This is a genomic window from Pedobacter jeongneungensis (assembly GCF_000633455.1).
Classification (GTDB): Bacteria; Bacteroidota; Bacteroidia; order Sphingobacteriales; family Sphingobacteriaceae; genus Pedobacter; species Pedobacter jeongneungensis_A.
In genome coordinates, this window is sequence record NZ_AYMG01000003.1 from 81,700 (window position 1) to 103,871 (window position 22,172).

Consider the following 22,172-nt stretch of genomic DNA (forward strand, 5'->3'; position numbering starts at 1 on the left):
TTTTTTATTTGTGGTTATCTGATTTTTATGTTGAAAATATCTTTTAATACTCTTTTGCCGGCATTGTAGCCGCACATTCCGTGTACGCCACCTCCCGGCGGAGTTGATGAAGAGCAGATGTACAATCCCTTGGCGGAGGTTTTATATGGCGACCACCTTAAAGCCGGACGGGTAAATAATTGTCCGAGATCTAATATGCCCCCGTTAATATCGCCGCCGATATAGTTGCGGTTATGCGCTTCCATCTGTTCGGTATTCATGGTATGTTTGGCCAAAATCCGATCTTTAAATCCAGGGGCAAATCTTTCTACCTGGTTTTCGATTATGGCTGTCATATCCTGTTTTGAACCATTGGGAACGTGGCAGTAAGCCCATGCTGTTTGTTTCCCTTCAGGTGCACGCGAAGGGTCGAACAAACTCTGCTGTGCAAGCAATACAAAAGGCTTTTCTGAGTGTTGGCCTTTACTGGTCATCAGTTCGCCTGCGGCTATTTCTTCGAAAGTATTGCCTAAATGTATGGTACCCGCGCCCCTGCACTCTTCAGCGGTAAACGGAATAGGCCCATCTAATGCCCAATCTACCTTAAAAACGCCCATACCGTAACGGTAACGTTCGAGCTGCCATTTGTAAATATTGGAGAATTTATGCCCTGCGATTTGTAATAGTTGTTTTGGGGTAACATCAAAAAGCACCGCATGGGCAGAAGGCAATTGATCTAAGGAGCTAACAAAAGTCCCTGTTTCGATTTTTCCTCCAAGCGATTTAAAATAACCCGCCAATGCCCCAGCAATAAATTTTGACCCGCCTTTGGGTATCGGCCAGCCTTTAAGGTGCCCGGTGGCCATCAATACCAAACCAATGGCCGTGGTGCTTAAATTGCTTAGCGGTTGTATGGCATGTGCAGCCATTCCGGCAAAAAGTCCGCGGGCGTGTTGTTCTTTAAAACGTTTAACAAAACCTATTGCACTGCTCAATGCTTTCAGACCAAAACCCGCCATCGCCAATGGATGTTTGGGGAAACGTAATGGCCCTAACGCATCTTCATCGATCAGTGGCCATGCCGCCGTAATGTTTTCCATCAACGAAGTATAAGTTTTAGCATCGGCCCCCAAATATTCAGCGGTTTTCTGGATAGAATGATCTAGTATCGCGGCAGTTCCATCATCAAAAGGATGTGCTGCGGCCAAAACGGGTTGCAGGTACTCCAATCCAAAATCTGCCAGGGGCAAAGTTTTAAAAAACGGCGAAGCCAGTGCCATCGGGTGGATGGCCGAACAAACATCATGTGTAAAGCCGGGCAAAGTGAGTTCGGCAGAGCTTAATCCGCCCCCGATCACATCTTTGCCTTCTATAATTAAAACGGAAAGTCCTTGTTGCTGCAAAAGGATGGCCGCAGCCAGTCCATTTGGACCCGACCCTACTACAATTGCATCATAATCCCGTTTTTCTGGTTTCATCTGGTTATTTTATGGTTTCCGGTTTAAATAAAACGGTTCCGTCGTTTTTAATCTGCCATGCAGTAATGGGATTCATGTGGTACCCCCCAAGGTTTGCGCCACGGGCCTCTACCAATTGTGTCAAAGTTGGCTGTAAATAGCCGGTTTCATCAGTAACGCGGCTTAATATTTCAGTTGCCTCACCTTTCCAGTCCCACAGATACCTGAAATAAGTATGTGCTTTACTCAGTACAGGTTCCTGTAAATTGGCTAACTGCCATGTTTTTCCGGCATCGGTGCTTACCTCTACTTTTTCTACCTTTCCCCTGCCGCTCCAGGCAATTCCACGTATTTCTACCCAGCCTTTATTAACCTTTTGGGGATAAGATGGATAAGTGATAATGGAACGCGCATCCAACTCAAAGCTAAACATTCTGATTTTATCTTTTACAGGGTAAGTATATTTTGACGTTTCTTCCCTGGTCATGTAGGGCTCTTCCGAAAGTTCGATGCGCCTTAACCATTTGATATTCATGTTACCTTCAAAACCGGGCAAAAGTAACCTGATGGGATAACCCTGTTCTGGACGTATGGCTTCACCGTTCTGTGCGTAAACAATCATGGCGTCATCCCAGGCTTTTGCGATAGGGATGGTACGGGTCATTACGGCAGCATCCGAACCTTCAGCCAGAAACCATTTGGCTTTATCGCTGATGCCTACTTCATTAAATATTGTAGAGAGCATTACACCTGTCCACTCGCTTTGACTGGTGAGCCCAAGAATATCCTGAGGGGTCATTTCGGCTTTTCCGGTACGAAAATTACCGGCGCATTCGATAAAACAGGTACGGGTAACGGATGGAAACCTTTTAATGTCGGCAAGGGTAAATTTCATCGGATTTTCGACCAGGCCGTGAATGAGCAATTCATGTTTTGCAGGATCAATGCTTGGAATGCCTGCATGGTGGCGTTCGAAATGCAGATCGGCCGGAGTAATCGTACTATGCATATCCTGCAAAGGTGTGCGCGAAGAAATATCGGAAGCTTTGCGTACGGGTTGCTCAAATGGAGAGCGTTTCCCCAGCGGACCAGGCCCGGGACCAACGATTTTAGTTGGATCATCTGTAATTTCAGGAATAATCGGCTTTTCATTCGGTATTTCATCAGCAAATAAAGATTGTACAGGTAAAACTGCAGCAGCAATTACCCCTCCCAATAAAGTTCGCCGGCTGATTTTGCCTGTTGCTCTTTTCTGATCTTTGTTTCCGAGTTTTTTCATTATTTTATTTCAGGTCCTCCTTTACGATCGTCCATAATAAATAGTTTTTCCGCCGGCATTACCACTTTGTACAGGTTTTTGGCATCGAGTACCACATCTGCTTTTATAATTTTGTTGGCATTGAGCAGATAGGCCGTTATGCTGTATACTTCATCGTTGCTTAAAGAACCCGGAAGATTGTAAGGCATGGCACGGCGCATATAATCGAATAAAGTAGTGGCATATGGCCAGTAATTACCAATGGTTTTCGGTTTACTGGTGGCCGACGTATCGCCAACCAAAGCATTTCCAGGAAGTTTGACACCCGGTTTTTCGGTACCATCCACACCATGGCACATCGCACATTTTTGAGCGTAAAGTACCCTGCCTTTTTTCACATCCCCCTGCCCTGCGGGCAAGCCTTTCCCATCGGGACGAACATCAATATCCCATGCTGCAATTTCCTGAGCGGTAGCCGGTCGGCCAAAACCAAATTTAGCCGGCCGCTTTAAGCTATCCGTTAATGGCAATTGAACCTGAATGGGTACAAATGCCGTTTTTAGCGACATCAATAACAACACGACAGGACATGCGAATATGAGTACCGTTTTTTTGTTCATTTCATCAATATTTACCTGCGCTCAAAGTGCTTTTTGGCAATACATATTGTCGGTCGTAACGATCGAGCACCACATAAATCGAATCTTTTCGCTCATTGATGCCCGAAAGGATAACCCTCGAACCATCCGTCGTATCGTATTTCAGTACCATGCGATGGCGTTTTACTTCTCTTGGTTTTTCTTCAAATTCGCGGTCCCTGCGGGTAGACCAGGCGGCTTTATCGATCATTTTATTTTCATCTCCGATATGTTGCCATGCCATTTTACTGATCCAGTTATCTTCTTTTGGTTTTGATGCTGCGGCCTTATCGGATCCTTTACGTCCGCCCCTTAAAGCCATCACGTTTTTATCCTGCAGGTAAAGCACTTGATCTACGGTATCGGCATAATAATGAAATGCCCTTTGACCCCCGGCAACACCGCTAATTTCGAAAGTACGCTGGATATCCCGCATTGGGCTACCACCACCATTTGATGGATCGATAAGCGCCGGACGGTTAATTTTGAAGGTTAAAGTTGTCCAGTTTTCAAAAGTAGCTTCCTGCCACCTGGTCGAATCAAGCGGATTAAATGGAATCACTTCACCGTTGATTTTAAATTCACTTACGTGGTAATTTCCCCTTAATTTTTTAACGCCGGCGGTTGCAGGCTGTTTGTAAGGATCGTATTTAAAATTGATCACCTCGGTGTAGGTAAGTACACCAAAAAAGATCACAAAGGTGAGTACTTTTAGCGTGATGCGGGTGTATTTAAGCCATGGTTTTCTAAAATCGGGGTAAATTCTAAACGGTACGGTATAACGTTCGAGAATGAGCAGGTTGTATAATTTAGGAAAATCATCGGCAGCGATAAATAACCCTAACAGCACAAAATAAAATGCGTAAACGTGTACACCACCATCGTAGGCATAATTTACAAAAGTGATATCGCCTAGCGCAGCCGCTAAAAGTATAGCACCAAATGTGCTGGTTTTCCGGAAGAAAAGCATAGCACCGGCAACAATTTCGACCACGCCACCAAAAACCTGGTACCAGGGAACCACACCCACCGAAAGCCAGTATATTTTTTGTGCGGTAAAATCGCCAAAATTACTATTGAGCAAACCCAGTGAGGGGTAAGGCATCTGTGTAGGGAAAAGTTTGGTGAATCCGAAACCGATAATCCCAATGCCGGCACGGTAACGCACCACCACCCTGATCCAATAATAAAGGATATGATAAGATTTGCGCTTGCGATCGAAGGCCGTCCAGATTACTGCTCCTATAAGGGCAAATACCAGTGCGATGCCCCAATCTACATAATCAGCCAGGAAACTTCTTTTTGGTGGCAAAGCTGCGCCATTGTCGTTTTTCGCTTCAGCTTTTTTGGTGCTAGCATTTTCTGTTTTATTCTTTTTGACACCCTCTTTTTTGTCAGTTTCATCACCCGATGGCGAATCGGTAATATCACGCGAACGCTGTCCGCCAAAAAGTGATAAAAAGCTGGGCTGGAAACGGGCGATATCGTATAAATCCCGGTAATGTGGCCGAGACCAATCCAAGGTAAATACGTTTTTATACCAATTGGCCGAAAATGGGATAGACATGGCGAGGAAGAAAATAAACAGCAGGCGGAAGCCAAATTTCTTTTGCCACGACCATGGCTTTTTAGCTGCAGCCTGTTGCGCTGTTACCTCGTTCTCTATATCCTGTTGTTTTATTTCAGACATAACATTAAGCTTTTTATAGTTTAAGTGCTTTGCGGCGGCTAAGCTTTAACGGATATTTTTTATCGATTTTGTTCAGTACCACGTAAATCGAGTCGCGGTGCTGATTGGTACCCGAAAGGATTACAGTGACGCTATCAGGGCGGCTATAATTTAACCGCAACTGTTCGCCCTTGTAGTGTGGATTTTTGTTATCCAACAGCAATACATGGTTTACAGAATCGATGGTGTAACTGTAATAATGCCTTCCTGCGGTACCGGCCAGTTCATAATCGCGGTCTTTATCATTTTTAAATACCTGTTCGTAATTTGCAGAATCAACAATTACTTTCCGATCGGAACGCACGCTGATGGTGGCCCATTTTTCAAATACCACATCTTTCCAACGGATCGAATCTGCAGCAGCATAAGGTAAAACCCGGCCATTGATTCTGAATTCGCTTACATTGTAAATTCCCGCAGCTTTGGCCAAGCCTTTGGTACGCGGAAACTGATAAGGATCGTGATGAAAACCCGAATAGGTTTTAAAACCATAGAGGAAAACAAAAAAGAAAATAACGAGTGTTTTAAGTACCAGGCGCAGAGTTTTTGTTTTACCCACAAAAAGGGGTTTAAAACTGTTGGGTGCTGTTGGTCGCTCTAACGATACGAGGTTATAAATCCTTTGCGCATCAAACCACAATACAAAAAGTGCAAAAGTAACCAGGTAAGTGGCATATACAAATTCGCCGCCTTCGTAAGCCAGGTTAGATATAAACACATTTCCGGTAAATACGAGGATAATTGCTGCACCGATGGTAGCTGTTTTGCGGAAGAACAAGAATAATCCTGCAAGAATTTCTATTCCACCCAAAAATGTTTCGTAAGAAGGTACAATGCCTAAACTCATCGAAAATATTTTCCAGTCGGTAAAATCGCCATAACTGGTATTTAAATTACTGATGGATGGAAAAGGGGCCTGCAAAGGAAAAAACTTGATAAAGCCGTATCCGATGATGCCAATGGCCAAACGGTAACGCACCACCACCCTTAACCAGTAATAAAACTGGTTGTAATCGATATCTTTATATTTCGATTTACCCCAGGCTACCGCGCCAATTATTGCAATTATTGTAACAATGATCCAATTGATAAAACTATCAGCACCAGGCAGGAACTTTGCAGATAAACGCGTAAGGTTAAAAATATCGCCATAGCTGATGTGAAACCAGTTAAAACCAAAAACAATTTTAAAAAAATCGACACTTAAAGGAATGGCCTGAAGGATAAAAAAGAGAAAAAAGAACCTGAATATCAGCTTTTCCCTATCTGTCCAAACAGGCGGCGATGGTATATTCGTGTTACTCATTGCTTTATTTTTAAGTTATTGATTTGAAGCGGTATTGCCCGGTTTGCGTAGTTCTTTAATTACCTGCCTTTTGGCCAGGTCGTATTTCTGACCTGCACCGAGGAAGAAAAAAGGTCCGTTTGAAGCCGTAAAATCTTCGCGGTTGTTTACCACATGTTTTTCGCCACTGTTTACGATGGTGTTATAATCGTAAATGGCTACAAAAGAATGTCCGAGCACCTGAAGGGTATCGCGCTGTACCAGAACGGCTGTAGCTTCATTTAAGCCAATACCGATTAAATCTGGTGCCTTACGGATAAAATCGACCAGATCGAACTGGCGGTTACGCACCAATAAATGCTGATCGATTGCTGAGTTTTTAAGGAAACCCAATCCTTGTGTATGATCGCCCACTAAGATTTGTGCGCCTTTGGTATCGCCCCTCCATAAAAAAGAACCAATAATACTTGCACCGGCCGAACTGCCTGCAATTACACCTCCCCTGTTCAGCACATCAATAAAAGCCTGATGGGTAAGGGTGTTGAGGTAAGAATCGGCGATGCGCCACTGGCGACCACCTTCAAAGTAAACTGCGGTTGCATTTTTTAACGGAGCAATAAATTTCTCACTGTTGGCTTCCTTAAAATCGCTGGTATGAAAAAGGGTTACATTTTTAATCCCGGTTTGACGTTTTACCTCTTCTACCCCTTTTTTATCATAGGCTGCCGAATCGCCCGATGCGGTGGTAACCACCACCAATACGGCTTTATCTTTACCTCCGGCCAGTTCGGTAAATTTCTCCCAGATATCGCGTTGCGAACCCACATTACCACCGATGATCAAAAGACTGCCTTTTTCGGGACCATGCCTGGTATCAGATTTTTTGACGGTAATCGGTGATGATTGAGCAAATGCCGAATAACCAAAAACGGTTAGGACTAAAAGAAAAATACTTAGTTTTTTCATGATCAATATTTTAATAACCAGGGTTACGGTTTGGTCCTGCCAATTGCGGATCAACCAATGTTTCGTTATAAGGAATCGGGAAAAGATAAAGGTGTTTATCAGGCAGGGCCAGCACAGTTTGCGCACGGTCTGTACGTACCAGGTTAAACCAGCGGTCGGCTTCGAAAGGGAATTCTACCTGACGTTCTTTTTCGAGTGCCAGTAAAATCTCACTTAAAGTGGCTGATGTTGTCGCACCAAGTCCTGCACGGCTACGCACTGCATTTAAATCTGTTTGTGCGCTGTTTGTACCGACCAGGTTACCTTGCTGCGCCCTCGCTTCTGAACGGATAAGGTATAATTCTGCCATACGGATAACATAAGCAGGGTCGGTACCCAATGGATTGCGGTAATATAATTTTCCATACCATAAATTACCCGGAGGCGCGGTTTGTGAAATTAAAGTATTGCGGTTTCCACCAATGGTTGGGTTATTTAATAAAGCAACCAAAACATCATTCGGCGACCACTCTCTACGTCCGCCCAAAACCGGCGGCAACCACCAGTTGCTGTGTCCGTTGGTATTTGAGGTGGTATAAGCCAGTTCGAGTACCGATTCGTTTGTAGCGACCGCATTATTGGCAAAAAACGCACTGTACGGTGCTACGAGCGAATAATTGGCATTATCGTTGATTACCGATGTGGCAAATTGCTCAGCCAGTGCCCAGTTTTTTTGGTACAGATAAAATCTGGCTTTAAGTGCCTGCACTGTACGTAAACTTACCCGGTTACGGCTTACGGCTGTTGGCACCAAAGTTTCGGCAGCATTTAAATCTTTTAGCACCTGTGCATAGGTATCTGCCAAACTGCTGCGTGGAATATCGCTGTTATCTGATGAATTATTGGTCGGTTTTAAGATCAGCTGCACACCACCCCAGCCACGAGCCAGGTCGAAATAAGCCAAAGCACGCACGAAATAAGCTTCGCCCAGATATTGGTTTTTTAGTGTGGTGGTCAATAAGGGATCGCTAACAGTTGGTACCTTATCAATGATATAATTGGCCTGTGATATGGTTTTGTAAATAGCCGTCCAGGCCGACTGCAAATAACCATTGGTAGCAGAAGTAAGGTGTTTGGTAATTTCATTGGGATCAGACTGCGAACCCGACCATTGGATATCTCCGGCAGATAAATAAGAAAGCGCCGGGAAGTTTGAGCCATAATAACTGTTGGCCGCCAAAAGGTTAAATAAACCATTTACGGCAGTAGCCGCAGTACCGGCATTGATGATGGCCTGATCCTGATCTACCTGCAACTGGGGCTGTACCTCCAGAAACTTTTTGCAGGAAGTGAACAGGGTAATGACTGCGAATATGTATATAACTTTTTTCATGATTAATTATTCGGTTTAAAAAGTAATGTTTGCACCTATCTGGAAAGTACGTGGCACAGGTGGCGTACCCAAGTCGTAACCGAGTACAGTAGCCGACGAAGACACATTGATCTCCGGATCCGGACCTTTGTATTTAGTCCATAACCAAAGGTTTGACCCACTTGCATATATCCTTACAGAAGCCATTTTCGCTTTTTTGATAAAATCTTTAGGGAGGTTATAACCAAGGGTTACATTGCTCAGGCGAAGGAAAGATCCATCCTCAATATTACGGCTGGTTGGGCTTAAGGTATAATTCTGTCCGTAAGCGGTTAGCCTCGGCATATTGGTAATATCGCCCGGTTTCTGCCAGCGGTCTAACTGGTACACATCCATGGCCCTGTTGGCATCGCGGGTACCGCCACCTTCAAGAAAATAGTTGTTATTGTTATAAACCTTGTTGCCATACACAAAATTGAAGAACACCGATAAATCGAAACCTTTATAACTGAGGTTATTGGTTAAACCACCGTTAAATTTCGGCAATGCATTTCCTACCGGAACTATATCGTTTGCATTGATTACGCCATTATGATCGGCATCTTCGTACACGGCATTTCCGGTCTGTGGATCAACGTAAAGCTGGTTATACACATAAAAAGTATACATCGATAAACCTTGCACCATACGTTCGGCTGCATAAGCGGCAACCACAGGCGTAGGCAGTTTTTCTATTTTATTGATGTTGCGCGAAATATTGAAATTGGTACTCCATTTAAACGCACCATCCAGGTTAACACTGCTGATGTTCAGTTCCAATCCTTTATTGCTCATTTCACCGGCATTGGTAAGGATAGATGAAAATCCTTTACTTGAGGCCAATGGCAGGTTAAGCAACAGGTTGCTGGTATATTTATCATAAACATCACCACTTAAAGTCAACCTGTCTTTTAAGAAACTTAAATCAAAACCAATATTGGCCTGACGGGTGCTTTCCCATTTCAGATCAGGATTAGCCAACTGCGAAGGCACTGTACCCGGATTGTTCTGATAGTTGGCGCCAGCGCCCCATAAACCGCGTGAAGCAAAATCGTTGATCCCGTTCTGATTTCCGGTTACGCCGATACTTCCGCGGAGTTTTAAGTCAGAAATTACAGCAACATCTTTTAAGAAGTTTTCCTGTTTAACACGCCATGCCAAACCTGCCGAAGGGAAATATCCCCATTGGTGGTTGGCACCAAAACGCGAAGAACCATCACCACGGATACTGAAAACCGCATAATATTTCCCGCCGTAATTATAATTTAATCGAGCGAAAAATGAAGATAGCCTGTATTGTGTTTCTGAAGCGGATGAAGTGGTATTGGCTGCAGAGGCAATCTGCTGAAACGAATCGTTAGGGAAATTGGTTCCCTGTGCCAGGGTTTGGTTGGAAATTGAGCCTTGTAACGAGTTACCGATTAAAGCACCAAAAGTATGTTTACCGGTAACGTGGTTATAATTTAATGTTTGTTCGTTCGTCCAGATGGTGTTATTGCTTACACTTGAGGTACCAAGATTTTTGTTTGCAATACCCAGGTTGGTTAAACTGTTCCAGTACTGGAATTCGTTGTATTGGTTATAATCAACACTCCAGCTGGTTTTAAACGTTAAATCTTTGGTAATATTTACCTCGCCATATAGGTTACTGATCAACCTGTTACTGGTGCTGTTCATGTTGGTATTGTTCAGCAAAACATCAAGGTTATCAAACCCCGCCCATTTGCCCGGTGTCCCGTCTGCATTTACCTCCGGCAGATAGGTGGGCGTATGCAAAGCCGATTGTAAAATCCCACCCTGTGGACCATCGCCCACACGTGCATTGGTGCGGTAAGTTTGGGTAAGGATATTACTGGTTCCGATTTTTACATAATCGTTGATTTTCTGATCAATATTTACCTTGAAACTTCCTCTTCTAAAATCGTTTGTTTTAAGGGTAGCTTCCTGTTTATTTAAACCGCCACCAATATAATAAGTGGTTTTATCGTTACCACCTGAAACAGAAATATCATAGTTCTGCAAAAGTCCGGTGCGGAAGGCTTTACTTAAACGATCGTAGGTATTTTGATCCTGTGGCAAACCACGTGGCGCCGGCGAAGCGGTTGGATTATCGGTTATTGCCCTAAAAGGCTGGAACCTGTAAGTAGTAGCCGGACTTGTTCCATTCGCAGCAGCAATTGCGATGGCATCTGCATTTGAGTTGCGGTAAAACTCGTTGATTAGTTCGGCATGTTGTGGTCCGGTAACCAGATCCCACAATTTTGGTGCTTTTGCCCAACCCACATAAGCACTTAAACTTACTTTTGGCGCCGTATTGTATTTACCGCGTTTGGTGGTAATCAGGATTACCCCATTGGCTGCACGTGCACCATAAATAGCCGTTGCATCGGCATCTTTTAAAACGGTAACACTTTCTATATCATCCGGACTGATATCAGACAGTGGGTTATTCGCTTGTCCCTGAGTGGTAATTTTTTGTAAAGATCCGCTATTTACATAAACACCGTCAATTACATATAAAGGATCATTACTGGCATTGATTGAAGTTGTACCACGGATCCGGATAAACATTCCATCGCCCGGAACACCTGTAGAAGTACTTACCTGCAAACCCGGCGCTTTACCCTGTAGCTGTTCGGCAAGGGTAGCAGTTGGTTTAGCCCTTACTTCATCAACTGCAATGGTAGAAACCGAACCGGTTAAGGATTTTCTGGTTTGGGTGCCATAACCAACCACCACTACATCATTTAACTGACTATTTACTTCTTTCAACCTAATAGTAGTGGGACTGGTACTTACTACGATTTCTTTGGTTTCGTAACCTACAGAGCTCAGTATTAAGGTATAGGGTAATTTCTGACCGGTTACAAAAACAAATTTCCCATCTCCATCGGTCGAAACCACGTGTGTAACGCCTTTAATGCGAACTACAACACCGGGTAATGGCTCTTTGGTTAGCGAATCGATTACTGTACCTGCCAGCTTCGAATTGATGAGTGGCGGTGGTTCAACCTGGGCAAAAATTTTGAGGGGCACGGTCAGCACAGTAAAGAGCAAAATAAGGCTGGCCAATAAGAATGGTTTTTTCTTATGGAGAAATATTTCCATATTTAACGGGTTTTATGTTAATGATTCAATTCATTGGATAAAGCTGGATGGGTATCAGTGCGTGATTGGCGTTACAGAACTGATATTCCGTGATAACCGGCGAGGCTTCCTTGCCGGTTCTTTTTTGGGCAATAATTTCAACACATATTTAAGGGGGATTGGTGGTCAGGTTTTTAAGGCGTCATAGGTTTAACCCATAACAATTCAGGGAAAATCAAAATCAACAACAGCACATATTCCCATGGAAATAGACATTTAAAGCAGCGAGTTTAAGATTAATATCAGAGATAGAGGATGTTTGGGGTATTGTTATTGCATTCATGATGAGCGCAAACATATTGATAAATATTTAATCTACAAAATCCATAGACTAACTATTAATAATATTACACAAGTTATCTTATTGAATGTGAGGGAATCCCTTGCAGTTTTTTTAAAATCTGCAAGGTTAGGGAAATGGTTCGTGACGACACGAGACTGGAGTTGATATTATCTTTCATTTACAGGATGGCTGATCACAAATTTACACTAAGTGTAGCCTTTGAAAATATTTTTGTATCCACTTTTACGGGTCATAAACCAATGCAAAAATATAGCTCCTGATTAATTCTTCCTGATGAAAACAACCAGAAGCTTGTGTTAATTGAATGAGCTCATATATTTTGTTGATTTTGGTAAAATAAGCGTCTTTTAACGGTAAAACAATCAGATCGCCACTACCAAAAAAATCATATTTGAAAAGAAAAAACAGGTCGGCATAACGCTCCAGTAAAAATGTATCCTTAAAGAAAATCACATCCATTTTTAATAGGTCGCTACGCTTAATAAAATTGTTGCTATCGGACACAGAAAAAGCCGGCTATGCCTCGAAATTGAAAACGTTTTCATCTCATTCATTGATGTAAAATACAAAATAGAATGATGCCTGCAGAAAATCTACTTTAAGCTTCGGTACTTTATTATTCTTCAATTTAATTGGTTCAAAGTCATAACATATCATCAGCTAACTAAAACGTTTTAAATCATCTAAAAAGACCTATTTTAATCCTAACAAAATATTTACTTTACCATAATTTTTATACTTTTGATATTAACAATAAACTTTAACGCCTTCATCCATGATCAAAAATTTCACCGCAATTCTATCCGTATTTTTTACATTTATAATCGCATTTCCAGCCTGTTCTCAACGCAAACCGTCGGTTCAGCAGGATATCTCATTATTGCTATCTGTAGTACAAAATAATTTAAAAGAACAGTATTTCGATAAAAAGAAAGCCAATTATCTGGCCGAAAAGATACAGGAGATGGAGCGCGAGAAATTATTTGAAGGCGTATCAGCTGAGGTTGCAGCCAAGATGATAACAAACATGCTCCGTAAAGAAACAAGTGATAAACACTTTAATGTTATTGCTTACACCATCAAGCCACAAGCTGAGGTTAAGCAGGCCCAAAATCAACAACCTTTTACGGCAGGCATCACCAGCGTAAAAATATTGAAAAATGATATTGGTTATATTAAATGGGATGCCTGTATTGCGGGCGAAGCGGCATTTAAAAAAATACGGAGCGCATTGGACGCTGTAGCAGGTTGTAAGCAGATTATTTTTGATATCACGGAAAACCCAGGGGGAGATGGAGCCAGCAGTGCTTTTATCAATCAATTTTTTTACGCATCAAAAGATTATCAAACGCTTTTAATAAAAAAATGTACAGGCGAAGCCAACTGGCATCAGAGTGAAGTGATATTTAACTATTCACAAGGTCCAAAATTCTTTGATACCCCTTTATATATCATTACCTCTGATAAAACTTTTTCGGCAGCCGAATATTTCGCTTTTACTGCCAAGGAAATGAAAAGGGCAACCATTTTAGGAAAAACCACTGCAGGAGGGGGAAATCCGGGTAATAGTATGAGTATTTCTTTGCAAAATTCTGATACCGTTTTTTGGATGTTTACGCCTAACTGCCAAATTACAACCCGTGCCGGACACTCGCTGGAAGGTGTTGGTGTTAAACCCGATGTAGAACTTACAAGTAACAACTGGGTTAATGAAACGGTTGATTATGTATTGAAACAGAACGGGGCCAATTAAACAATGATATAAAAAATAGAAGTTTTAGAGGATCGCCAAAAAAATTACTGAGGCTAAACAAGACTACCAAAGCATATAATTTTAAAGATTCTGAATCAGTTTATTAAGTATGGTAAAGAAAAAGAAGGCTACCATAACACCCAATGCGAATTTCAGGGTCGATTTATAACTTTTTCCAGATAGATTGAACGAACCATCTTCATTTTCACCTTTTTTCGAAAATTTCAATCCATAGAAATGAAACAAATAAACAGCGAACATGACGATGAAAACTAATAGCCAGGATTTGGGTTTCTCTATTTTAAAATGCAACAGATCATGGCTAAATATATTGATAATCCCCAGGCAGGAAAAAATAGTAAGGATATAAACTAAAGTAGAGACAGCGGAGGCAACAATATGTGTTTTATTATTATAGCCATCCTTTTTTAGAAAGTAGTTAAAAAAAGTTTGATATAATAATTCAAGTTTCGATTTGAGCATTATTAATATTTTCTAGTGATTAACCTGCTAAAATTCTGTCTACTCCGGTCAAACAAAAATTCCACATCTTTTACTGTAATCTTTGAAGCTACTGTTGCCGGGCTCTCCGATATGAAATCGTGACAAACTTTTCACCCAGCGTAAGTCTTAAACAAAAAAACCACAACTTTCGTTGTGGTTTTTGAAGCTCCCTCTGCTGGGCTCGAACCAGCGACCCTCTGATTAACAGTCAGATGCTCTAACCAGCTGAGCTAAGAAGGAGTGCTGGTTGTTTCCTAAAACGTGGTTATTTATGCTTTACAACACACATACCCTTGTTCGTTTTGGGAATGCAATATTAGGGCTTTTAAATTATTTATGCAATATTTGCAGTGAAAAAATTTAGAAAAAAAATTAATACAAAGATATGAGCCTGATAATCATAGGTACTGTAGCTTTTGATGCTATTGAAACTCCTTTCGGAAAAACAGATAAAATTGTAGGTGGGGCAGCAACATACGCCAGTTTAGCCGCATCTTACTTTTATAATAAAGCAAAAATTGTAGCAGTTGTAGGTGATGACTTTCATCAGTCAGACATCGATACCTTCACCAACCACGGAATCGACACCGAAGGATTACAGATTAAAGCAGGAGAAAAATCATTTTTCTGGTCGGGGAAATACCACAACGACATGAACAGCCGTGATACTTTAATTACGGAATTAAACGTTTTGGAAAACTTCGACCCGATTATCCCGGAAAGCTACCAGGACTGCGAATACCTGATGTTGGGCAACTTAACCCCACAGGTACAGCAAACCGTAATTAAACGCCTTAAAAACCGCCCGAAATTGATCGTAATGGATACCATGAACTTCTGGATGGACATTATGATGGACGATTTATTGGAAACCATTAAAATGGTGGATGTATTAACCATTAACGACGCAGAAGCCCGTCAGTTATCAGGCGAATATTCATTAGTTAAAGCGGCTAAAAAAATACTGGCCATGGGACCAAAATATTTGATCATTAAAAAAGGCGAGCATGGTGCATTATTGTTCCACGAAGATCAGATTTTCTCTGCTCCGGCATTACCTTTAGCTGAAGTATTCGATCCAACAGGTGCCGGCGACACCTTTGCAGGTGGTTTTATCGGTTATATGGCTAAAGTGGGTACCATTAACTTCAATAACATGAAAAATGCAATCATTTATGGTTCTGCATTGGCATCGTTTTGTGTAGAAAAATTCGGAACGGAAAAGTTATTAAACTTAACTGAAGAAGAAGTTGCCGCAAGGATCCAGCAATTTGTAAACTTAAGTGCGTTTACGATAGAATCATAGCCAATTGTCATCCTGAGCCTGTCGAAGGACATTAAATAATGTTTTTGGGAAGGCTACACATAATTATTATAACAAACCGCAGGTTTAGAGATGAATTTCTTATCAACCTGCGGTTTTTTGTTTTCTAGGCCCGTCATTGCTAGGAGGCTTTTTCAGCCGAGGAAGCAATCTTACAACGATCGCTACCAGCATGTGCATTAAGATTGCTTCGTGCCTCGCAATGACGACTTTTTTTTCTGACGACTTATCTATTAAAACCCTACAGCCGCAGGCTGCCTGTTCCTTAAATTAATCACCGTTCTGCTAATTACAGGCTGCAATGCAATCAGAATAATCGATAACAGACAAAGTACCGCAATCCATTCATAATAGCTTACACAGAACTGCAGAAAGGTTTGTTTCTGTACTGCTTTGTTGAGCAAGCCAATTGCTGCTTTACCAGCTTCGTCGCGGGGCATTCCCCTACTGCTTAATGCCGATTGATACATTTTTAGCCTATCCGGCAGGTTAAAATCAAGCAAAGTCAGGCTGCTCCGTAAATCATCATTATGTTTCCCTTTAAAGTATAACTGGTAAAAATTAATAAAGGCTAAACTCAGGCTAAAGGTCGAAAAACGAACAAAAATACCGACAGAAGATGCCGACTGGCTCATATTTTCCGGCACCGACGACATGATAAACATTACAATCGGCGACATCACCATTCCAGCACCAACCCCTTGCATAAATAAAGGCAGGTAAAAATTTTCTGTTCCGGCTTCACTGGCGAATAAGTGACACATCCATAAGAAAAACACAAAAAGAAACCCGAAACCTGTTACCCACAATACCCTTAAATGTTTCTGGCGGATGAGAAAGCGGATTGCAATGACAGAACCTACGATCACCCCGGCGATATTAAAAATCATGATTTCGTTGGCATGTAACGAATCCATACCCAAAACCGTAATAAAATAAGAAGAAGTTAAGCTGAAAGCGCCTCGGATGATATACAGGATCACCAAAAAGACAATCCCAATTGCAAAATTCCTCGATTTAAATACGCTCAAATCAACAGCTGGTCTTTTTAAGGTTTTTTGCCTCACAATCGAAACCAGAAACAGGAATAAAATGGCACAAATGGAATACACAATACGCTTATCATCCAGCCAATCGTATTCCTGCCCATAAACCAACACATAAGCAATGAGTACCAACATGGTTGAGAAAAGTACAAAACTCATCCAATCTATTTTATACAGTGGTGTTTTCCGCAAAATATGTATCCTGTTCATTACACTGAAAAGTAAAATGGCGCTTGGCAAAAAACAAAATATAATGGCCTTATAAACCACATTATATTCATAGTTTTCTACAATGGGAACCGAAAACAAAGCAGTAATGGGCGATACGCAAAGGATCATCCCATAAAATATGGTGTAACCTGTTTCTTTCGCATGCTCCGATTTTAAACGGCTAAAGAGCAGGTTGAGCGAAATACTGGTTAATCCGCAGTTTACAATGCCCTGCAAAAACCGCAAGGTAAAAATCAACCAGATTTCTCGGGTATGATAACACCAATAAGCAATCAGGATTTCAAGTACAATACAGATCAACAGGTAATCTTTGGTGACTACCCTTGCAAAAAAACGTCGCTCCACCACTGCAAAACTGGCTACCGCGGCATAAAACATCAGTAAAGAAAACTGAACGTCGGAAGCACTTGCTCCATAATAACCTGCCGCAGCAGTACCATCGGCTGTTGATAATGCAAAAAGCAATACCGATGATAAAAGCACTGCAAAAATGCTCAGTACTACCAGCCACTCGGGTACCCTTGCTTTAAATATGGGCAATTGATCAGTCATTTTTTTTCACTTTAACAACGGCGCTCATTCCGGCACTTAACAGGTCGATACCTTTATCCTGTTTATCCAAACGGATACGCACAGGAATACGCTGTGCAATTTTTACAAAATTTCCGGTCGAATTATCGGGTGGCAATAATGAAAACCGTGAACCTGTTGCACCAGATAGCGATTCGATTTCACCTTGAAACGATTGCCCGGGGAAAGCATCTACTTCAACATTTACCTTTTCACCAACATGCATTTTGGCAATTTGCGTTTCCTTAAAATTGGCCACCACCCATTTTCCAGCGCTGCGGTCTACCAAATAGGCGATCGTTTGGCCGGTTTGAACCAATTGCCCTACCTGTATCGTTCTTCTACCCATTTTACCATCGTAGGGTGCCACAATAACCGTGTAAGAGGTATTCAGGTTATTTCTTTTCACTACGGCTTCTCTCCTTTTTATTTCAGATTCAAGTACATTACTTTGCACTTTAATATCATTCGTTCTCGATATAGCCGTTGCATAATCTTCTTTGGCCGCCTGGTATTCGGCCTGTGCCACCTGCAATAAACTTTCGATTGTTTCCAACTGTTGTCGGGTAGCCGATTCTGCATCGAACAGTTTTTTATAGCGGTTATATTCCGTTTGTTGTTTCCAGAGTTTCGCTTTTGCGGCGGCAATTTTAGCTTCGGCAACCAAAGCGGTACTTTGGGCAGTTTTAATATTACTTTGTTGTACCGAAACCTGTGCTTTGGCATTTAACAACGAAGCCGAAGCCTCATCCTGTTGAACGGTATAGTCGTCGTCATCGATCAGCACCAGCGTATCGCCCTTTTTCACTTCCTGGTTTTCTTCAAACTTTACGGCTTTAATATAACCGCTTACCCTTGCTGTTACCGGGTTAATGTATTCATCTACCTGCGCATCGTTGGTTTCTTCATATTTCATATAACCGAAAAGGGTTTTCCCACCCCATATCATCAGTACCACTAAAACGATGAGCGCTATTACGGTGGTAATCCTGCTAATGATTTTATCGGCTTTACTTTGTTTTTGTGTGTTCATTTTATAAGTTTCCTACGGCTTTTTGTAATTGATAGTATTGTATTTTAGCATTCACTTTTGCTGTGGTTAATTCGAATCTCGATTGCAGCAACAGGGTTTCGGCATCCAACAGATCGGTTAAAAGCGACAACTGATTGAAATAAGTATTCTGCACTATGCGGTAACTTTCTGTAGCCTGTTTAATATTTTCCTCAGCCAATGTGATGCGTTGCACCGATTCTTTATATCGGATATAATTTTCCTGCACTTCCTGACGGATATGATCCTTTACATCCTCATCTTCTACCTCCTGTTGGTGCACTTTAATTTCTGCCTCTTTTACTTTATGCTGATTGGTGTACCAGGATGAAATCGGGATTTTAAGCTTTAACCCCACCATACCTGTACTGTAAAGCGAAAGTGCATAAGGATAAAACTGGATCTGCGGATAGGCAAATGCATATTCACCAAAGAAACCCAAAGAAGGCATCACGTTCGATTTTACATTTTTGAGTTTCAGCTTAGCCAGCGCCTGTTCCTTTTCTGAAATCTGGATTTTGTAAGAAGATGTTTTGGCATCGTTAAAATATTCATCAGCCTGCTTTAATGCAATGGCATCCGTTTCCTGATCAGATATTTGCGGATTTAAAGGCGCATCATCTGCCCTGCCGATTAAAATATTGAGTTTTTGTTTGGCTATTCTGATGCTATTTTCAATTTCGGTGAGTAGCATTCGCTGTTTAGACAGGCGTAATTCGGCCCTCAACACATCACTTTTTAATATCGTACCATTTTTATAGAGCTGGTTAATTTCGGCAAGCTGCTTTTCGCGGTCGCGGATATCCTGTTCCAACAAGCCACGATAGGAAATATTGCGGAATACATCATAAAAATAAACCGCCGCCACATAATGGATTTCCTGTTTGCTCTGTCCTTTTTGTATCCTGCTCAATTCACTTTCTACTTTCGAAGCGTTAATTTCAGTATTGGTTTTTCCGCCATTGTAAATATTGAAATAAGCATCAGCACTGGCTTTATAATAAGTTGGTGCAACCGGAAACTGACTAGGCGCATGGAACAATCCATTTTCATAAATGGGTAATGGAAAAACATGCGCATAAAGTCCTTCAGCAGCGATCTCTGGCAATCTTTCAGCCTTGCTCACTTTTACATGCGCATCGGCAGCCTGCACGCTAAGTCCCTGCACCTGAATCTTCTTGTTGTTACTATCAGCCAGTGCCCAAACCTGGTTAATGGTGAAATTGCTTTGATCGGGAACTGCTTGTGCATATACAAAAATTGATGATAAAAGAAAGGGCATGCACACCCGAAACGTTCTTTTACACTTTAAAAAAATCATATCTGTTAATTAATGATGCAAATTTCGCTACAGATTTGTTACTTTGTTTTATCTAAACTGACATATATTTATTCAAACCAGCCAAATGATAAAAGTTAGCAACGAAGACCTTTTATTTGCAATCGACGAAAAACCAGAAACCATGTATGTTTGGCATAGCAGGTTTGAAGACCGATTTCAAGACCATAAGCATTTAAAAGGACAGCTTACCTATGTAGAGGGCGGCATTATTTTTCTATACACCAAAGAGAAATCTTATTTTCTGCCCGCCCGGCATTACGTTTGGATCCCGGCCGGGGTTGAGCATCATCTGCAACACCGTTACCATGCTGCCATTGTGCGGAATATTTATTTTGATACGGCTACAGATGATGAAAACCCGTTTTACAAACAGATTGGTATTTATCCGGTAAATAACCTTTTATTAGAGATGTTCCTCTTTTCGGAGCGCTGGAATGGAAATATCACACCCAAAACGCATGAATACGATTTTTTAAATACGCTTAAAAACATTCTTCCTGTGGTAAGTGAACATCCGCTGCCGATTGCGCTCCCCACTACTGAAAATATGCGGCTAAGACCTGTATTGAGACATATTGTAGATGGGCTAGCCGATGATGGCATGAGTTTGGAAAGTGTGGGCAAGGCCATGGGCTTTAGTGAACGTACACTCTCGAGGTTATTTCAATCTGCTTTGGATACCTCTTTTTTCCAGTACCTGAAACTGGCCCGGATGATTAAAGCAATGGAAAAATTACTGGAAAGCGATGCCACCATTAGCGAAGTGGCCTACCAGGTAGGTTACAATAGCATTTCTTCTTTCAGCAATACATTTTATAAAATGGTAGGTAAAAGGCCGTCAGAATTTAAGGAGCTAAAACAATCTACCCTTACTAAAATGAACCTGGTTTAACCAACTTAGCAATTGGCGTAAATTTCTCAAAAACCGCTTCGGTATGCGGTGCATCGGGCAATTCGTCGGTGAGGTCCTGCCCGGCCCAATGTTCGTAATGTTTGCCATTGCGCCATAACCTGCTATCGGTCATATCATAAATCAGCCCTTTGTAAGCCACCCAGATCTGAGGTTTATCCTGTCCGTTGCGTAAGGCAAGCTGCTGTTTGGTATAAGCGGGTAAATCCATTGAGTTAATTTCGCGTTGAAGATAAAGAAAAGGTTTTTAACCATATAAGAAATAAGCTCATGTTTTCTACAATGGCATATATGGTGTAAAATGAGCTATTTTTTTGGAGCTCGCAACCTCTGCATAACAATATGTTTCTTCCCGTTTTACGCTTGTACGCTTCGCTTCGTGCCTTGTTGCTGTCCCGAAACTTCGGGATAACGCTTCAACCGGCGCCAGGTGGCCAAAACAGTGTTTTATTTTTAGGGTTTGCAGGGTGCAGAAACCATTGTTAATAAACCCGATTGGAGTGGTAGCTGCCGGCTTCACGCCGGCACTACAAACGAAAAGCGGGGCTGCAGCCCCCGAAGAATTACTGCACACCCATTTTCAAAAAAAAAAATTATTTTAAGCTATGCTTTTACTTCCTTTAGCCTTAAAAACCTCATACAAATAAACATTCATCAACAACAAACCCATTAAATAAAAATGATCTTCGAAAGGGATACTGCCCACCCTAAAACCTATATTTTCTTTGTTATTGTATATCACTACAGGAATAGCGGTTAAAAAACCATTTACAACGTAAAAAGGAATAAGCGAAACTAAATAAGCCCTGTAAAATTTGTACATAAACCTGAATTTTGCATTTATATATTCTACATAAGCCAGTACAACAAGCAAAAAGCCAAAATTGATCAGTGTATACCAATGGCTATAACCAAAAAATAGCATGGCCACGCATAAGCCGAGAAATAAATTACTTAAGGCCAGACTATATTTTTGCAGGTTATTTTTCGGGAAGTATGCGTTTAAACACTCGTAAATAAACACACAAGCGTAAGGAACGGTTAAAAAGAACAGGATTTCTTCTAAAGGCAGTCCCATTAAATTTATGCCAATTAAATAATCGGGATTAAACGACCAAACGTTGAGTTTGGTAAAGAGGATGTCCCAGATTAAAAACACCACACCAGTAATTAATATCGCTGGGAATATAAATTTCCATTTGCTAAAGAAATGTACCTTTTTATCAAACGATAAAACCAATGGAAAAAAAATTACGGCAAGATTAATGAGTAAATAGGTATAGTGCAT

At 41.5% G+C, this 22,172-nt stretch carries 17 protein-coding genes and 1 tRNA gene; 3 read left to right on the plus strand and 15 right to left on the minus strand.

Annotated features, from left to right (window positions below):
- Window positions 1-14: 14 nt before the first annotated feature.
- The 9 genes from U859_RS0103320 to U859_RS0103360 all read right to left on the minus strand — a co-directional run bounded on the left by U859_RS0103320 (window position 15) and on the right by U859_RS0103360 (window position 12,612).
- Window positions 15-1,457 (minus strand): phytoene desaturase family protein, encoded by a 1,443-nt coding sequence (locus U859_RS0103320; protein ID WP_025142014.1) that lies wholly within the window; start codon window positions 1,455-1,457, stop codon window positions 15-17.
- Between the two features lie 4 nt (window positions 1,458-1,461).
- Window positions 1,462-2,715: a sulfite dehydrogenase gene (gene soxC, locus U859_RS0103325; RefSeq protein ID WP_025142015.1), complete on the minus strand. Its 1,254-nt coding sequence runs from the start codon at window positions 2,713-2,715 to the stop codon at window positions 1,462-1,464.
- Window positions 2,715-3,314: a c-type cytochrome gene (locus U859_RS0103330; protein WP_025142016.1), complete on the minus strand. Its 600-nt coding sequence runs from the start codon at window positions 3,312-3,314 to the stop codon at window positions 2,715-2,717. Before U859_RS0103330 ends, soxC begins: the two co-directional genes overlap by 1 nt.
- A 4-nt stretch (window positions 3,315-3,318) precedes the next feature.
- The gene (locus tag U859_RS0103335; RefSeq protein WP_025142017.1) at window positions 3,319-5,022 is read right to left on the minus strand and encodes a hypothetical protein; all 1,704 of its coding nucleotides are present in this window, start codon (window positions 5,020-5,022) and stop codon (window positions 3,319-3,321) included.
- A 13-nt stretch (window positions 5,023-5,035) separates the two neighbouring features.
- Window positions 5,036-6,367: a hypothetical protein gene (locus tag U859_RS0103340; RefSeq protein WP_025142018.1), complete on the minus strand. Its 1,332-nt coding sequence runs from the start codon at window positions 6,365-6,367 to the stop codon at window positions 5,036-5,038.
- A 15-nt stretch (window positions 6,368-6,382) separates the two neighbouring features.
- The gene (locus tag U859_RS0103345; protein WP_025142019.1) at window positions 6,383-7,312 is read right to left on the minus strand and encodes a cyanophycinase; all 930 of its coding nucleotides are present in this window, start codon (window positions 7,310-7,312) and stop codon (window positions 6,383-6,385) included.
- 10 nt (window positions 7,313-7,322) lie between these two features.
- Window positions 7,323-8,684 carry a RagB/SusD family nutrient uptake outer membrane protein gene (locus U859_RS0103350; protein ID WP_025142020.1) on the minus strand — a complete coding sequence of 454 codons (1,362 nt, stop codon included), beginning with the start codon at window positions 8,682-8,684 and terminating at the stop codon, window positions 7,323-7,325.
- Between the two features lie 15 nt (window positions 8,685-8,699).
- Complete coding sequence (locus U859_RS0103355; RefSeq protein WP_025142021.1) at window positions 8,700-11,810, minus strand: SusC/RagA family TonB-linked outer membrane protein; 3,111 nt, start codon at window positions 11,808-11,810, stop codon at window positions 8,700-8,702.
- A gap of 565 nt (window positions 11,811-12,375) precedes the next feature.
- Complete coding sequence (locus U859_RS0103360; RefSeq protein ID WP_025142022.1) at window positions 12,376-12,612, minus strand: hypothetical protein; 237 nt, start codon at window positions 12,610-12,612, stop codon at window positions 12,376-12,378.
- Between the two features lie 316 nt (window positions 12,613-12,928).
- Here U859_RS0103360 and U859_RS0103365 point away from each other — a divergent pair, with 316 nt between their 5' ends.
- Window positions 12,929-13,906, plus strand: coding sequence for a S41 family peptidase (locus tag U859_RS0103365; RefSeq protein ID WP_025142023.1), 978 nt, complete (start codon window positions 12,929-12,931; stop codon window positions 13,904-13,906).
- A gap of 670 nt (window positions 13,907-14,576) precedes the next feature.
- On the opposite strand, the gene U859_RS0103375 is transcribed toward U859_RS0103365, so the two are convergent.
- Window positions 14,577-14,650, minus strand: a tRNA-Asn gene (locus U859_RS0103375).
- Window positions 14,651-14,795: 145 nt separating this feature from the next.
- Between U859_RS0103375 and U859_RS0103380 the strand changes: the two genes are divergently transcribed.
- Complete coding sequence (locus tag U859_RS0103380) at window positions 14,796-15,716, plus strand: PfkB family carbohydrate kinase (RefSeq protein WP_025142025.1); 921 nt, start codon at window positions 14,796-14,798, stop codon at window positions 15,714-15,716.
- Between the two features lie 251 nt (window positions 15,717-15,967).
- Here U859_RS0103380 and U859_RS0103385 read toward each other — a convergent pair whose 3' ends face one another.
- From U859_RS0103385 to U859_RS0103395, 3 genes are read right to left on the minus strand one after another with little or no spacing between them, the layout of a single operon-like run.
- A complete protein-coding gene (locus tag U859_RS0103385) occupies window positions 15,968-17,563 on the minus strand; it encodes an MFS transporter (protein ID WP_025142026.1) in 1,596 nt (531 codons plus the stop codon).
- Window positions 17,556-18,614 (minus strand): HlyD family secretion protein, encoded by a 1,059-nt coding sequence (locus U859_RS0103390; protein ID WP_025142027.1) that lies wholly within the window; start codon window positions 18,612-18,614, stop codon window positions 17,556-17,558. Before U859_RS0103390 ends, U859_RS0103385 begins: the two co-directional genes overlap by 8 nt.
- Window position 18,615: 1 nt before the next feature.
- A complete protein-coding gene (locus U859_RS0103395) occupies window positions 18,616-19,914 on the minus strand; it encodes a TolC family protein (protein WP_029985417.1) in 1,299 nt (432 codons plus the stop codon).
- Between the two features lie 124 nt (window positions 19,915-20,038).
- Between U859_RS0103395 and U859_RS0103400 the strand changes: the two genes are divergently transcribed.
- On the plus strand, window positions 20,039-20,866 hold the full coding sequence (locus U859_RS0103400) for a helix-turn-helix domain-containing protein (protein WP_025142029.1): 828 nt from the start codon (window positions 20,039-20,041) through the stop codon (window positions 20,864-20,866).
- On the opposite strand, the gene U859_RS0103405 is transcribed toward U859_RS0103400, so the two are convergent.
- On the minus strand, window positions 20,847-21,095 hold the full coding sequence (locus U859_RS0103405) for a cytochrome b5 domain-containing protein (protein ID WP_025142030.1): 249 nt from the start codon (window positions 21,093-21,095) through the stop codon (window positions 20,847-20,849). The two genes, U859_RS0103400 and U859_RS0103405, sit on opposite strands and share 20 nt — an antisense overlap.
- Window positions 21,096-21,482: 387 nt before the next feature.
- Window positions 21,483-22,172 (minus strand): lycopene cyclase domain-containing protein, encoded by a 690-nt coding sequence (locus U859_RS0103415; protein WP_025142031.1) that lies wholly within the window; start codon window positions 22,170-22,172, stop codon window positions 21,483-21,485.

What these genes read in the sequence shown, in the direction of transcription:
- U859_RS0103320 (WP_025142014.1), bottom strand. Translation starts at nt 1,457, where the DNA reads ATGAAACCAGAAAAACGGGATTATGATGCAATTGTAGTAGGGTCGGGT.
- soxC (WP_025142015.1), bottom strand. Translation starts at nt 2,715, where the DNA reads ATGAAAAAACTCGGAAACAAAGATCAGAAAAGAGCAACAGGCAAAATC.
- U859_RS0103330 (WP_025142016.1), bottom strand. Translation starts at nt 3,314, where the DNA reads ATGAACAAAAAAACGGTACTCATATTCGCATGTCCTGTCGTGTTGTTA.
- U859_RS0103335 (WP_025142017.1), bottom strand. Translation starts at nt 5,022, where the DNA reads ATGTCTGAAATAAAACAACAGGATATAGAGAACGAGGTAACAGCGCAA.
- U859_RS0103340 (WP_025142018.1), bottom strand. Translation starts at nt 6,367, where the DNA reads ATGAGTAACACGAATATACCATCGCCGCCTGTTTGGACAGATAGGGAA.
- U859_RS0103345 (WP_025142019.1), bottom strand. Translation starts at nt 7,312, where the DNA reads ATGAAAAAACTAAGTATTTTTCTTTTAGTCCTAACCGTTTTTGGTTAT.
- U859_RS0103350 (WP_025142020.1), bottom strand. Translation starts at nt 8,684, where the DNA reads ATGAAAAAAGTTATATACATATTCGCAGTCATTACCCTGTTCACTTCC.
- U859_RS0103355 (WP_025142021.1), bottom strand. Translation starts at nt 11,810, where the DNA reads ATGGAAATATTTCTCCATAAGAAAAAACCATTCTTATTGGCCAGCCTT.
- U859_RS0103360 (WP_025142022.1), bottom strand. Translation starts at nt 12,612, where the DNA reads ATGGATGTGATTTTCTTTAAGGATACATTTTTACTGGAGCGTTATGCC.
- U859_RS0103365 (WP_025142023.1), top strand. Translation starts at nt 12,929, where the DNA reads ATGATCAAAAATTTCACCGCAATTCTATCCGTATTTTTTACATTTATA.
- U859_RS0103380 (WP_025142025.1), top strand. Translation starts at nt 14,796, where the DNA reads ATGAGCCTGATAATCATAGGTACTGTAGCTTTTGATGCTATTGAAACT.
- U859_RS0103385 (WP_025142026.1), bottom strand. Translation starts at nt 17,563, where the DNA reads ATGACTGATCAATTGCCCATATTTAAAGCAAGGGTACCCGAGTGGCTG.
- U859_RS0103390 (WP_025142027.1), bottom strand. Translation starts at nt 18,614, where the DNA reads ATGAACACACAAAAACAAAGTAAAGCCGATAAAATCATTAGCAGGATT.
- U859_RS0103395 (WP_029985417.1), bottom strand. Translation starts at nt 19,914, where the DNA reads ATGCCCTTTCTTTTATCATCAATTTTTGTATATGCACAAGCAGTTCCC.
- U859_RS0103400 (WP_025142029.1), top strand. Translation starts at nt 20,039, where the DNA reads ATGATAAAAGTTAGCAACGAAGACCTTTTATTTGCAATCGACGAAAAA.
- U859_RS0103405 (WP_025142030.1), bottom strand. Translation starts at nt 21,095, where the DNA reads ATGGATTTACCCGCTTATACCAAACAGCAGCTTGCCTTACGCAACGGA.
- U859_RS0103415 (WP_025142031.1), bottom strand. Translation starts at nt 22,172, where the DNA reads ATGCACTATACCTATTTACTCATTAATCTTGCCGTAATTTTTTTTCCA.